Source organism: Pseudoduganella rivuli (assembly GCF_009674485.1).
Taxonomy (GTDB): Bacteria; Pseudomonadota; Gammaproteobacteria; order Burkholderiales; family Burkholderiaceae_D; genus Rugamonas; species Rugamonas rivuli_B.
On sequence record NZ_WKJJ01000004.1, the window covers coordinates 54,449 to 67,551 of the forward strand.

Annotated in this window: 10 protein-coding genes; 8 read left to right on the forward strand and 2 right to left on the reverse strand. The window is 64.2% G+C overall.

What is annotated here, in order from left to right; all coding sequences use genetic code 11:
* Positions 1-6 precede the first annotated feature (6 nt).
* The 6 genes from GJ700_RS07275 to tssH all read left to right on the forward strand — a co-directional run bounded on the left by GJ700_RS07275 (position 7) and on the right by tssH (position 7,604).
* Positions 7-498, forward strand: a complete 492-nt coding sequence (locus GJ700_RS07275; RefSeq protein WP_154372132.1) for an Hcp family type VI secretion system effector — start codon at positions 7-9, stop codon at positions 496-498.
* A gap of 75 nt (positions 499-573) precedes the next feature.
* Positions 574-1,401 carry a type VI secretion system accessory protein TagJ gene (locus GJ700_RS07280; RefSeq protein ID WP_154372134.1) on the forward strand — a complete coding sequence of 276 codons (828 nt, stop codon included), beginning with the start codon at positions 574-576 and terminating at the stop codon, positions 1,399-1,401.
* Positions 1,394-1,954, forward strand: coding sequence for a type VI secretion system baseplate subunit TssE (gene tssE / locus GJ700_RS07285; protein WP_154372136.1), 561 nt, complete (start codon positions 1,394-1,396; stop codon positions 1,952-1,954). Before GJ700_RS07280 ends, tssE begins: the two co-directional genes overlap by 8 nt.
* Entirely contained in the window at positions 1,951-3,807 is a 1,857-nt protein-coding gene (gene tssF, locus GJ700_RS07290; RefSeq protein WP_154372138.1) for a type VI secretion system baseplate subunit TssF, read from the forward strand. The genes tssE and tssF overlap by 4 nt, the downstream gene beginning before the upstream one ends.
* Complete coding sequence (gene tssG, locus GJ700_RS07295) at positions 3,792-4,835, forward strand: type VI secretion system baseplate subunit TssG (protein ID WP_154372140.1); 1,044 nt, start codon at positions 3,792-3,794, stop codon at positions 4,833-4,835. Before tssF ends, tssG begins: the two co-directional genes overlap by 16 nt.
* 27 nt (positions 4,836-4,862) lie before the next feature.
* The gene (gene tssH / locus GJ700_RS07300) at positions 4,863-7,604 is read left to right on the forward strand and encodes a type VI secretion system ATPase TssH (RefSeq protein WP_154372142.1); all 2,742 of its coding nucleotides are present in this window, start codon (positions 4,863-4,865) and stop codon (positions 7,602-7,604) included.
* 120 nt (positions 7,605-7,724) lie between these two features.
* On the opposite strand, the gene GJ700_RS07305 is transcribed toward tssH, so the two are convergent.
* Both GJ700_RS07305 and GJ700_RS07310 read right to left on the reverse strand, forming a co-directional pair.
* Positions 7,725-9,077, reverse strand: a complete 1,353-nt coding sequence (locus tag GJ700_RS07305) for a tetratricopeptide repeat protein (RefSeq protein WP_229506859.1) — start codon at positions 9,075-9,077, stop codon at positions 7,725-7,727.
* An 18-nt stretch (positions 9,078-9,095) separates the two neighbouring features.
* A complete protein-coding gene (locus GJ700_RS07310) occupies positions 9,096-10,421 on the reverse strand; it encodes a type VI secretion system contractile sheath domain-containing protein (protein ID WP_154372144.1) in 1,326 nt (441 codons plus the stop codon).
* A 130-nt stretch (positions 10,422-10,551) separates the two neighbouring features.
* On the opposite strand from GJ700_RS07310, the gene GJ700_RS07315 reads away from it, so the two are divergent.
* Together GJ700_RS07315 and GJ700_RS07320 are read left to right on the forward strand one after the other, a co-directional pair.
* The gene (locus GJ700_RS07315) at positions 10,552-10,941 is read left to right on the forward strand and encodes a DUF4280 domain-containing protein (protein WP_154372146.1); all 390 of its coding nucleotides are present in this window, start codon (positions 10,552-10,554) and stop codon (positions 10,939-10,941) included.
* Positions 10,942-10,964: 23 nt separating this feature from the next.
* Positions 10,965-13,079 carry a type VI secretion system Vgr family protein gene (locus GJ700_RS07320; protein WP_154372148.1) on the forward strand — a complete coding sequence of 705 codons (2,115 nt, stop codon included), beginning with the start codon at positions 10,965-10,967 and terminating at the stop codon, positions 13,077-13,079.
* Positions 13,080-13,103 lie beyond the last annotated feature (24 nt).

Here is a 13,103-nt window from a genome sequence, read left to right on the forward strand (position 1 = left end):
ATAAAAATGGCAGTAGACATGTTCCTCAACCTGGGCGCCACCATCAAAGGCGAAACCCAGGACAAAGCACAAAAAGCAGCAGGCGATATCGACATCCTGGCATGGAGCTGGGGCGCCAGCAATTCCGGTTCGTTCCACGCCGGCGGCGGCGGCGGCGCCGGCAAGGCCAACTTCCAGGACATTTCGTTCACCAAGTACCTGGACAAGGCATCGCCTGCGATCCTGATCGCGCTGGCCAAAGGCTCGCACATCCCGACCGCCAAGCTGCTGGTGCGTAAAGCCGGCGAAGGCCAGCAAAAGTACCTGGAAATCACCATGACCAAGGTGCTGATCACGTCGTGCTCGACCGGCGGCTCGGGCGGCGAAGACCGCCTGACGGAAAACATCACGCTGAACTTCGCTGAAGTGAAGTTCGAGTACTTCCTGCAAAACGAGAAGGGCGTGACCGCGTCCGGCGGCGTCTTCAACTGGGACATCGCCGCCAACGCGTCGAAGTAATCCCTGCAATACCCCTGCCGCTTCCCCTTGTGCGGAAGCGGCAACCCCTCATCAGACTGAAAGAACCTCTCCGCCATGGACGCGCTACAGCTCATCAGCGAGGGACAACTGGCTCCCGCGCTCGCCGCATTGCAAGACCAGGTCCGCAAGGATCCCGCCAATGCACGACTCCGAACTTTCCTGTTCCAGCTGCTGTGCGTACAGGGCCAATGGAACCGCGCGCTGAACCAGCTGAACGTGACGGCTGAAATGGATGCCGCCGCGCTGCCGATGGCGCAAACTTACCGCGAAGCGATCCAGTGCGAAGCGCTGCGCGACGAAGTGCTGGCGGGCAAACGCGTGCCCGTGGTCTTTGGCGAGCCGCAGCCATGGGTTGCACTGCTGTTCGAGGCATTGAAACTCGAATCCGAAGGCGAGCCCGATGCCGGCGCCGCCGCGCGCGAACGCGCGTTCGCCGATGCGCCCGCGATTGCCGGCGCCATCAATGGCGCGGCCTTTGAATGGCTGGCCGACAGCGACACGCGCCTCGGTCCCGTGCTGGAAACCATCCTCAACGGCCGCTACCTGTGGGTGCCGATGATGCACATCGCCCGCATCGAGATCGAGGCGCCGTCCGACCTGCGCGATAACGTGTGGATGCCGGCCGTGTTCACGTGGACCAATGGCGCCACCACCGTCGGCTTTATTCCGACACGCTATACCGGCACGGTCCACGCCGGCGCCGACGATGCGCTGCTGCTGGCGCGCCGCACCGAATGGAATGACGAGGGCCACGCGCTGGGCCAGCGCATGTTCGCCACCGACCTCGGTGAATTCGCGCTGATGGACGTGCGCACCATTGAATTCGGCGTGGCCGGCGATGGTACTGAAAGCGGCGAGGGCGGCGAAGGCGGTAATGGCTGAACTGGCGCCACGCGAACGGCTGCAACCGTCGCTGCTGGACCGACTGTCGGACGATGAACCGGACAAGACGGTCGAGTCGCGCGAACGCAGGGTGCTGTCGCTGCGCACCCTGCGCGAAAGCGTGCTGCGCGACCTGGGCTGGCTGCTGAACACGACGAATCTGCTGTCGGTCACCAATCTGCCGAAGCTGCCGTATGTGGCGGGTTCGGTGCTCAATTATGGTATGCCGGACATTTCCGGGCTGTCGGTGGCCGGCATGAATCTGATGGACCTGGAACGCGGCATCCGCCAGGCGATCTGGGACTTCGAACCCCGCCTGATCCGCGCTTCCGTCGCCGTGCGCGCGATCGCGGAAGAATCCTCCGGCAACAAGATCATGTTTGAAATCGAAGGCGATATGTGGGCGCAGCCCTATCCTGAGCGGCTGTACCTGAAAACCGAACTCGATATCGACCGCGCGTCGATCCGCCTGCAGGAAACCGGCGGCGCCACGCCAACGCAAGCGCCCGCATTCGTGCCGACCATGGCGCCGTTCCGGATGGTGCAGTCATGAACCCGCGCCTGCTGCGTTATTACAGCCAGGAGCTGCAACACTTGCGCGAAGTGGGCGGTGAATTCGCCCGTGAATACCCGAAGATCGCCGGCCGCCTGGGCCTGGAAGGCTTCGAATGCGCGGACCCGTACGTCGAGCGCCTGCTGGAAGGCTTCAGCTTCCTGGCCGCCCGCGTGCAAATGAAGCTCGATGCGGAATTTCCCCGGTTTACCCAGCATTTGTCGGAACTGGTGTACCCGCATTTCCTCGCGCCGACGCCATCGATGGCGGTGGTGCAGTTGCAGCCGGATTTGTCGAATCCGTCGCTGAAGCAGGGTTACCTGGTGCCGCGCGGCACCGCCATGCGCAGCGTGCTGGGCAAGGGCGACAGCACGCCGTGCGAGTACCGCACTGCGCACGATCTGACCATGTGGCCGGTGGAATTGCTTGAGGCCCGCTTCTTTACGCAGGCGGGACTGGACATGCAATTGCCGCCCGCCGTGAAAGCGGGCATCCGCCTGAAGCTGCGCACCACGGGCGGCGTGAACTTCAGCGCACTGCCGCTGGATCACCTGGACTTGCACGTGCGGGGCAGCGATGAACTGCCCGTGAAAATCGTCGAGAAAATCCTCGGCAATATCGAAGGCGTGCTGGTGACGTGTCCCGACGGCACGCAAACACTGCTGCCGAAAAGCGCGGTATCGCAACGCGGCTACGCCGAAGAGGAAGCGCTGCTGCCCAGCGGGCGCCGCACGTTCCAGGGTTACCGCCTGCTGCAGGAATACTTTGCATTCCCGGCGCGCTTCCTGTTCGTGCGCGTGGCGGGCTTGCAGCAGGCGCTGGCGCGCTGCAACGGCGGCGAAATCGACATCGTGCTGTTGCTGAACAAGGGCGACAGCCAGCTGGAGCAGGTACTCGATGCATCGAACTTCGCGCTGAACTGCACGCCCGCCATCAACCTGTTCCAGCGCCGCGCCGACCGTATCAACGTCAGCGGCGAACAGTTCGAATACCACGTGCTGGTGGATCGCACCCGGCCCATGGATTTCGAAGTGTTCCAGGTCGATGAAGTGACGGGCTATGGTTCCGGACCGAATGCGGAACAGGTATTCCGGCCGTTTTACACGGCGCGCGATATCGGCAGCCTGCACCAGGAAAAAGCGTTTTACCATTTGCGGCGCGAGCCGCGCCTGGTGTCGCAGCGCCAGCGCAGGGTGGGGCCGCGCTCCAGCTACATCGGCAGCGAAGCGTTCATTTCCATCGTCGACGCCAACGAAGCGCCGTACAGCGAGGACTTGCGCCAGCTGGGCTTGACGGTGTGGTGCACCAACCGCGATTTGCCGCTGTCGATGCCGCTGGGCGTGGGCAAGACGGATTTCATCCTGGATTCCGGCGCACCCGTCACCGCGGTGCGCTGCGTGGCCGGCCCCAGCCAGCCGCACGCATCGTTCGCCGAAGGTTCCGTGGCGTGGCGGCTGCTGAACCACTTGTCGCTGAATTACCTGTCGCTGACCGACAGCGATCCGCGCCAGGGCGCCGTGGCCCTGCGTGAAATGCTGTCGCTGTATTGCCACGCGGGCGACATGAATGGCCAGCGCCAGGTCGAAGGCGTGCAGTCGATCGCCACCTCGCCCGTGACGCGGCGCATGCCGTCGCCGGGGCCGATTGCCTTTGCGCGGGGCCTGCAACTGACCGTCACGCTGGACGACGCGGCCTTCGAAGGCACCGGCGCCTTCCTGCTGGGCGGCGTGCTGGCGCACTTCTTCGCGCAATACGTGTCGATCAATTCGTTCACGGAAACCGTGGTGCGCACGGTGTCCCGGGGCGACATCATGCGCTGGCCGGCCAGGGGAGGCGTATGCGCGATCCTGTAGAAGTCGAATTGGCGCTGGAGCGCGATGCGGCGCGCATGGATTTCACGCAGGTGTTGCGCATGATTGAAAATGCACACCCGCAGTTACCCCGTATCGGCGCATCGCTGCGACCGCGCGACGACGCCGTGCGCTTCGGCCAGGATGCGTCGCTGACGTTTCACCCCACCATGCTGGGGCAATTCAGGCGCGCCAGTGGCGACGCGAAAGCGCGGCTGGCGGTGAATTTCTTCGGCCTGCTGGGCGCCAACGGCCCCATGCCCACGCACATCACGGAATACGTGCGCGACCGCCTGCGCAATGGCGGCGACGGCACCATGCTGGCCTTTCTCGACGTGTTCCACCACCGGCTGCTGTCGCTGTTTTACCGCGCCCGCGCGCAAAACGAGCCGGCCATCAGCCTGGACCGGCCGGATGCGGACCGCTTCGGCGAATTCGTCGGTTCGCTGTTCGGCATCGGTTCGCCCGCCATGCGCCAGCGCGACGCCATCGGCGACTTCGCCAAGCTGCACTTCGCGGGACTGCTGGCCAACAATGCGCGGCCCGCGAGCGGGCTGGAAGTGATCCTGTCCGCGTATTTCAACCTGCCCGTGAAAATCGAGCAATTCGTCGGGCACTGGATGCGCCTGCCCACGGAAATCCAGTCGCGCCTGGGCCGCCACGAAGAGGGCGCGCGGTTGGGCATGACGACGGTGCTGGGCAAGAGCGTGTGGGATTGCCAGAACAAATTCCGCATCGTCATCGGTCCCATGGGGTTTGCCGATTACGAGCGGCTGCTGCCCGGCGGCGACAGCATGCGGCGCCTGGTTGCGTGGGTGCGCAGCTATGCCGGGATGGCGCTGGAGTGGGATGTCAAGCTGGTTTTAAAGAAGGAAGAAACGCCCGCCTTGCGGCTGGGCGGGCGGGGCGGACAAGGGCCCCGTCTCGGCTGGACCACGTGGCCGGCCGGCAGGCCGCCCGGACGCAATCCGGATCAACTGATCGTCAACCCTTGCGTACTTAACTCAGTCTCATCAACCAAGATCAACTAAGCGCCCTCGCGGGCTAAGGAAAACATCATGGCAGAAATCAGCCGCGTCGCCCTGTTTGGCAAACTGAATTCCCTTTGCTACCGCGCCATTGAAAGCAGCACCGTGTTTTGCAAATTGCGCGGCAATCCGTACGTGGAACTGGCGCACTGGATGCACCAGATCCTGCAATTGCAGGATTCCGACCTGCTGCGCCTGATCAAGCACTATGAAATCGATGCGGCCGCGCTGGCGCGCGACCTGACCGCCGCGCTGGACCGCCTGCCGCGCGGCTCCACGTCGTCGATCGACCTTTCGTCGCAGCTGGAAGAAACCGTCGAGCGCGCGTGGGTGTATGGCACGCTGATGTTCGGCGAATCGCAAGTGCGTTCCGGCCACCTGCTGGTGGGCATGCTGAAGACGTCCGGCCTGCGCAATGCGCTGTACGGCATGTCGCAGCAATTCCAGAAAATCAAGGCCGACGACTTGAGCGAAAAATTCGCGGCCCTGCTGAAGGATTCGCCGGAGTCCAGCATGGCGGCAACGGACGGCTTCCAGGCCACGGGCGGCGGCGCCGCGCCGGGCGAAGCGTCCGGCGCCATCGCACCGGCCGCCATGGGCAAGCAGGAAGCGCTGAAGAAATTCACGGTGGACCTGACGGAACAGGCGCGCAGCGGCAAGATGGACCCGATCGTGGGCCGCGACGATGAAATCCGCCAGGTGGTGGACATCCTGATGCGCCGCCGCCAGAACAACCCGATCCTCGTCGGCGAAGCCGGCGTCGGCAAGACCGCCGTGGTGGAAGGCTTTGCGCAGCGTATCGCGCGGGGCGACGTGCCGCCGACCCTGAAGGACGTGCAATTGCTGGTGCTGGACGTGGGCTTGCTGCAGGCCGGCGCCAGCATGAAAGGCGAATTCGAACAGCGCCTGCGCTCCGTCATCGATGAAGTGCAGGGCAGCGCCAAGCCCATCATCCTGTTCATCGATGAAACCCATACGCTGGTGGGCGCGGGCGGCGCGGCCGGTACCGGCGACGCCGCCAACCTGCTGAAACCGGCGCTGGCCCGTGGCCAGTTGCGCACCATCGGCGCCACCACGTTTGCCGAGTACAAGAAGCACATTGAAAAAGACCCGGCGCTGACCCGCCGTTTCCAGACCGTGCAGGTGGACGAGCCGAGCGAAGAGCGGGCCATCCTGATGATGCGCGGCGTGGCGTCGACCATGGAAAAACACCACAAGGTGCAAATCCTCGACGAAGCGCTGGAAGCGGCCGTCAAGCTGTCGCACCGCTACATTCCCGCCCGCCAGTTGCCGGACAAATCCGTCAGCCTGCTCGATACCGCTTGCGCGCGCGTGGCCGTCAGCCTGCATGCCACGCCTGCCGAGGTGGACGACAGCCGCAAGCGCATCGAAGCGCTGAAGACGGAACTGGGCATCATTGCCCGCGAAAACGCCATCGGCGTCGATACGCTCAAGCGCGAAGCCGATGCCACCAGCTTGCTGGCGGCCGAGGAAGAGCGCCTGGCGGGCCTGGAGTCGCGCTGGAATGCCGAGCGCGGGCTGGTCGACGAGTTGCTGGCGCTGCGCGCAAAACTGCGCGACGGCGCGCAACCGGTCGAAGGCACGGGCAGCACGCTGGAAGCGGCGGCGCAGCAGGAAGGTGGCGAGGTCGGCAACGGCAATGCCGTGCAGGATCCGGCCGAACGCGCCGCGCTGATGGACCAGTTGAAGGACGTGCAGACCAGACTGGCGGAATTGCAGGGCGAATCGCCGCTGATCTTGCCGACCGTGGATTACCAGGCAGTGGCTTCCGTGGTGGGCGACTGGACCGGCATCCCGGTCGGCCGCATGGCCCGCAATGAAATGGAAACCATCATGAAGGTCGCGTCCATCCTGGGCCAGCGCGTGATCGGCCAGGACCATGCGATGGAAATGATCGCCAAGCGCATCCAGACGTCCCGCGCGGGGCTGGACAACCCGAGCAAGCCGATCGGCGTGTTCATGCTCGCCGGCACCTCCGGCGTCGGCAAGACAGAAACCGCGCTGGCGCTGGCCGAAGCGCTGTATGGCGGCGAGCAAAACCTCATCACCATCAACATGAGCGAATACCAGGAAGCGCACACGGTATCGACGTTGAAAGGCGCGCCACCGGGCTACGTGGGTTATGGCGAAGGCGGCGTGCTGACGGAAGCCGTGCGCCGCCGCCCGTACTCCGTCGTGTTGCTGGATGAAGTGGAAAAAGCCCACCCGGACGTGCATGAAATGTTCTTCCAGGTGTTCGACAAGGGCTTCATGGAAGATGGCGAAGGCCGCTTCATCGACTTCAAGAACACGCTGATCATCCTCACCACCAATGCGGGTACGGACCTGATCGCGGGCCTGTGCAAGGATCCGGACTTGATGCCCGATCCGGAAGGCATGGCCAAGGCGCTGCGCGCGCCGATGCTGAAAGTGTTTCCGCCGGCGCTGCTGGGCCGTATCGTGACGATCCCGTACTACCCGCTGTCCGACCAGATGCTGGGCCAGATCGTGCGCCTGCAACTGAACCGCATCAAGAAACGCGTGGAAGCGCGCTACAAGATCCCGTTCGAATATGGCGACGACGTGGTGAAGCTGGTGGTGTCGCGCTGCACGGAAGGCGAATCGGGCGGCCGCATGATCGATGCGATCCTCACCAACACCATGCTGCCCGATATCAGCCGCGAATTCCTGAACCGCATGATCGAGGGACGGGAAATCAACGGGGTGAACGTGACGGTGGAGGGGGGCGAGTTCGCTTACGGATTCGCCTGATACGGCAGGCACGCCGCGCGGGATTTTTGCCGCAGGCGAAGCCGCCGTGCGTGCGTCAACGTGGCGCATGCATGGCGGCTTGATGAAACCAAGCCGCCCTACGGAATTTGTGTTCCGTTGCTAACGCTTGCGTGCCCCTGCCAGCAGTCCTGCAACCGGCTTGCCCGCCTCCTGCCGCAACGTGATGTGCTGCAACTCGCGCACCTCGAATCCCGCCTGTTCCAGCGCCGCGCGCACATAATGCTCCGCATGGCTGTAGCGCCCATGCGGGTGCAGCAGCGACATGGCGTCCGGCGCCGCATCGACCGTCTGCTCCACGGTAAAGACCAGGTGTCCGTCGCCGCGCAAGGCCCCCGCGGCGGCGGCAAACACGGCGTCCAGCGAACCGAAATAGCACAGCGTATCGGCTGACACGATCATGTCCCACGCCTGCCGCTGTTGCTGCAGCCAGGCCGTCAGTTCGCCTTCATGCAGCGCATCGTAGCCGCCCCGTTCCCTGGCTTTGGCCAGCATGCCGGCCGACAGGTCGACGCCGTCCAGCCGGCGGGCAAAGGGGCGCAGCAGCGGGCCGCACAGGCCGGTGCCGCAACCGGCGTCGAGGATGTCGAGCGCGGCCTGCGGCGCGCCCAGCAACTGGGCCGCCATGTCGCCGCACAGCGACGGCGCCCGGTAGCCCAGCTTTTCCAGCACGCCGTCAAACGAGCCGGCAAAGCGGTCGAACACGGTTTGCACATAGGCGTCCGAGGCGCGCTCCGGCGCGGCCGCGCCAGCGCCTTCGCAAGCCGCGATATGGTGCCGCACCACGGGATTGTCCGGTTCGAACTTTTCCCACTGGCGGTAAATTTCCAGCGCTTCCTCGCGGCGTCCCTGCGATACCAGCGCGCGGGCCAGGTTACGGTACGCTTCCGGGTTTTCCGGCGAGTGCAGGATCGCGTTGCGGTAGGCGGACAGCGCTTCCTTTTCCTCGCCGTTTTTCTTCAGCACGTGGCCCAGGTTGATCCAGCCCTGCGCGAACGTGGGGGCAATCGCCAGCGCGGCGCGGTAGCATTCCGCCGCTTCCGGCAAGCGGTCCTGCGCGCGCAGCACCACGCCCAGGTTGTTGTGGGCCAGTGCGAAGTCGGGGCGGGCCGCCAGCACTTGGCGGTATGACTGTTCCGCTTCCGCAAACAGCCCCATTTCCTTCTGGACGTTGCCCAGGTTGTTGCGGGCGTCGACGTAATCGGGCGCGATTTCCAGCGCGTTGCCGATCAGGCGCAGCGCCGCGTCGTGGTGGCCCAGCTGGTGCTGCGCCACGCCCATGTAGTGCAGCGCGTCCGGGTGGCGCGGCGCCACCTCGAGGATGGCGGCATAGTGCTGCGACGCGAGGCGGGGCTGGCCCTGGCGGTGCGTGTCGATGGCCAGTTGCAGCGCGTCGTTCAGTGAAATCTTTTGGCGTTCGGTCTTGCGCGCCATTTTTGTGTTGGATTTTCTCATCGGGTCATTGTCAAAAAATCAGGTATTCCAAGGCCCGGACAGTTCCGCGGCGGGATCGGCGATGGACTGGCTGCGCGCCAGGCGCACGGCCGCGCGCTGTTTATGGCTGAGCAGCGGCATCACGCCCTGCCGCAACAGCGCATCGCGCGCGGATTCGTCCAGCAGCATTTCCGCACATGGCTGCAAATGCGACTCGCCGTCGCGGCGCACCACGTGGGCCGGCAAGTCGTCCAGGTCCAGCACGTCGCTGGCCGTCATGTCCCAGCCGTTTTCCTGGAACGCGCGGCCCAGCATGGCGGTGCAGGCCAGCGAACCGGCGCCCCACAGGTAGTGTTCATGTTCGAACCCGCCATCGGTTTCTTCAAAGGCAAACGCGGTGACGGGATCGGTGGCTTTGCCATAGGGCAGCCGCAGCAGGATGCGCGGGCAAGCCAGGGCAATCCATTTTGCCTGCTGGCTGGCGCGCAGCGCGTTCCAATCCGCCGCGGTTTCGGCGTCGCCGCCGCCGGGCGTGCCGGCGGCCAGCAGCGGGGCTTGCGCCTGCGCGGCCAGTGCGCCCAGTACCGACAGCGTATGGATATCGGTGGCGCCGGTATCGAACCCATGCAGGCAGCACAGCAGCGACCACGGCTCGCTGTCCGCGCCGGCACGCTCGGTCAGTACGCGGTGCAGCGCCTGCGGGTCGGCGCGCAACTCGTCCGCGCCGACGTCGAGCACATGCAATTGCAATTCGTCGCCCAGTTCCAGGCTGGTGGTCAGCAAATGCGCGCCGCGCCATGTCGCTTCCATCCGCTGGAACGCCGGATCGTGCAACAGGGCGCGCATGCGCGACGCGATCACGGCATCGGCGGCCGCCACGTAATCGGCCTGGCGCGGGTCAGGGCCGGAAGGCAACTGGCCCACCAGTTGCCGCACCAGCCGGTCCAGCGGGGTGTGCGCCGCCGCTTGCGGCGCCGGGGCGGCAGGCGCATGCGCCTGTCCCGTCAAGTCCTGCGCCGCCTGCGCGAACGTGGCGGGATTGCGCAGGCGCTCGCGCTGGGCGCGCAAGTCCGTGAAGGCGTGGGATTTTTGATACAGCTGGTCGGGATGGAAATCGTCCAGTTCCCGTACCTCCACCGCGATGGCGTCGCCGTCCACGGTGGCGCCGATGGCGGGCGCCAGCCGCGCCAGTTCGCGGTCGAAGTTGTCAATGTCGAGGCGGCGCGCGGCGCGTTGCGCCAGCGCCTGCGGCTTGTTCGTCCCGCTGAAGTCGCCCAGCAGCAGGATGCGGAACGGCTGGCCCGGCGCGGCAGGTTGCGCGTCCGGCAAGGCGAAGCCCAATTCGAATATCAGCGAAGCGGCCATGGCAGTCTCCCCGTATGGTTGTGGCGCTATAGGTCGTGCGCGCAGCTTACTCTAAAACCTTACCTTTAAGACAGCTTTATCAGTCATAATAGGTTATTCGGCAAGATTGCCGTTGTAGTGTGGGGGAACTATGCCGAACCAGGTATCGATGGGCGCCATGATGACGTGCACGTTTGGCGCCGCACCGTCATCGCTGGTGGTGCTGCCAAAGAATAAAGTGCTGGCCGAAGGCCCGCCGGCGGCCAATATCATGGACCATGTGCCGATGCTGAACATTATGCCGTTCGGCATGTGCAATTCGCCGGCCAATCCCACGGTGGCTGCCGCCACCGCCGCCGCCATGGGCGTGCTGACGCCGATGCCGTGCATCCCGATGACGTCCGCGCCTTGGGTGCCGGGCGCGCCCACTGTATTGATCGCCAATATGCCGGCGCTCGACAACGTCGCCAAGTGCATGTGCAACTGGGGCGGCGTGATCGGCTTCACCAATGCCGGCACCGTCAAGACCATGATTCCGTAAGTTTCCATAAGCGCGTTCGTCCCATGCCAGTTACGCAAGCCAACCGTCAAGTATCCGTTACCACCAAGGCCGGCGCCGATGTGCTGCTGTTCGACCGCATGACGGGCAGCGAACAGCTGGGCCGCCTGTCCGAATTCCGCGTGCAACTGTTGTCCGCCAAGCCGGACGTGAAAATCGCCGACGTGCTGGGCAAGCCGCTGGGCGTGCACGTGCGGCTGGCCGATGGCTCCAAGCGCCATTTCCACGGCATCGTGACCCGGTTTGCCAGCCAGGGTTGGCGCGACGGCTTTTCCCGTTATGAAGCGACCGTGCATCCGTGGCTGTGGCTGCTGACGCGGGCGTCGAATTGCCGGATTTTCCAGGAAAAGTCCGTGGTCGATATCGTCAAGGCCGTGTGCCAGGACGCGTCGTACGGTGGCGTGGTCAACCTCGATGTCAATTCACTGTCCGGCACCTACGAGGCGCTGCCATATTGCGTGCAATACCGCGAGACGGACTTTCATTTCGTGTGCCGCCTGCTGGAAGAAGCGGGCATTTATTACTACTTCACGCACGACGAGGATAAGCACACCATGGTGCTGGCCGATTCGTATGGCGCTCATGCGACGATTCCCGGCTATGGCACGGTGGAGTTCTCCGGGGAGGAAGGGCGCCGTATCGTCGACCAGGAAGCGGTCTATGGCTGGGAAGCGAATGGCGAAATCCAGTCCAGCGCCTACGTGCTGAACGACTTCGACTTTGAAAAAGCCGCCTCCAGCACCAGCGGCGGCCTTGTGGTGAAATCCACGATTGCCGCGGCCTTCGGCCAGCAATCGTTCGAGCAGTACGATTATCCCGGCAACTACACGGTGGCCGGCACCGGCACCAGCCTGGCGCGGGGGCGCATGGAAAGCCTGCATGGCCAGTGCGAGGAAATCGCCGGCAACGGCAATGTGCGGGGCCTGACGCCGGGCGGCCTGTTCAAGCTGGCCAATCATCCGCGCGACGACCAGAACCGCGAATTCCTCGTCACGGCCGCGCAATATGAGGTCACAGGAGACGAATATGCCAGCGGCGGCGCGGAACCGCTGGATTTCCAGTGCCAATTCAAGGCCGTGGGCAAGGAACATAATTACCGGCCGCCGCGCATTCACAACAAGCCGTTCGTGCAGGGGCCGCAGACCGCCATGGTGGTCGGCAAATCCGGCGAGGAAATCTGGACCGACAAATATGGCCGTATCAAGGTGCAGTTCCACTGGGACCGCGATGGCAAGGACGATGAAAAAAGTTCGTGCTGGGTGCGCGTGCAGCAAACGTGGGCCGGCAAGGGTTGGGGCAGCATCTTCATTCCCCGCATCGGCATGGAAGTGGTGGTCAGTTTCCTCGAGGGCGACCCGGACCGGCCGCTGGTGACAGGCTGCGTCTATAACGGCGATGCGATGCCGCCCTATGCGCTGCCGGGCGAGCAGACCAAATCCACCGTCAAGACCAATACGTCCAAGGGCGGCGGCGGGTTCAATGAACTGCGCTTCGAAGACAAGAAGGACAGCGAGGAAATCTTCATCCAGGCGGAAAAGGATTTCAACCGCGTGGTCAAGAACAACGACACCCTGAAAGTCGGTTTCGAAAAGAAGGACAAGGGTGACCAGACCATCCAGATCAAGAACGACCGCAGCCTCGATGTCGGCCACGACCACAAGGAACATGTGGTCAACGACCATACGGTGGCGATCGACCATGACCAGAAAACCACGGTGAAGAACGACCAGACGGTCACCGTCAATAACAACCAGACGGTAGGCGTGGACAAGGACCGCAAGCTGACGGTGGGTGGTGACCAGACCACCACCATTACCGGTGCACATACGGTGAAGGTGGACGGCGACGAGAAGATCACCGTGGCCGGCGCGCAGAAAACCGCCGTCACGGGCGATATCAAGACCACCGGCAGCAAGACCATCGTGATCGAAGCCACGACGTCGATAGAATTGAAAGTGGGCGGCAGCAGCATCAAGATCGAGCCGGCCAAGATCACGGTCAAGTCGCCGGAACTGCTGTTGCAGGCCGATGCCAATGCGACCGTGAAGTCCGGGGCGATGATGTCCGTGAAGTCCGGCGCCATCATGACGATTGAAGGCGCACTGGTGAAGATTAACTGACGTAGCCTTTGAGAGCGGCAAGGG

Excerpts from the sequence above, each read along its gene's own strand:
- GJ700_RS07275 (WP_154372132.1), top strand. The coding sequence starts at position 7 with ATGGCAGTAGACATGTTCCTCAACCTGGGCGCCACCATCAAAGGCGAA.
- GJ700_RS07280 (WP_154372134.1), top strand. The coding sequence starts at position 574 with ATGGACGCGCTACAGCTCATCAGCGAGGGACAACTGGCTCCCGCGCTC.
- tssE (WP_154372136.1), top strand. The coding sequence starts at position 1,394 with ATGGCTGAACTGGCGCCACGCGAACGGCTGCAACCGTCGCTGCTGGAC.
- tssF (WP_154372138.1), top strand. The coding sequence starts at position 1,951 with ATGAACCCGCGCCTGCTGCGTTATTACAGCCAGGAGCTGCAACACTTG.
- tssG (WP_154372140.1), top strand. The coding sequence starts at position 3,792 with ATGCGCGATCCTGTAGAAGTCGAATTGGCGCTGGAGCGCGATGCGGCG.
- tssH (WP_154372142.1), top strand. The coding sequence starts at position 4,863 with ATGGCAGAAATCAGCCGCGTCGCCCTGTTTGGCAAACTGAATTCCCTT.
- GJ700_RS07305 (WP_229506859.1), bottom strand. The coding sequence starts at position 9,077 with ATGAGAAAATCCAACACAAAAATGGCGCGCAAGACCGAACGCCAAAAG.
- GJ700_RS07310 (WP_154372144.1), bottom strand. The coding sequence starts at position 10,421 with ATGGCCGCTTCGCTGATATTCGAATTGGGCTTCGCCTTGCCGGACGCG.
- GJ700_RS07315 (WP_154372146.1), top strand. The coding sequence starts at position 10,552 with ATGCCGAACCAGGTATCGATGGGCGCCATGATGACGTGCACGTTTGGC.
- GJ700_RS07320 (WP_154372148.1), top strand. The coding sequence starts at position 10,965 with ATGCCAGTTACGCAAGCCAACCGTCAAGTATCCGTTACCACCAAGGCC.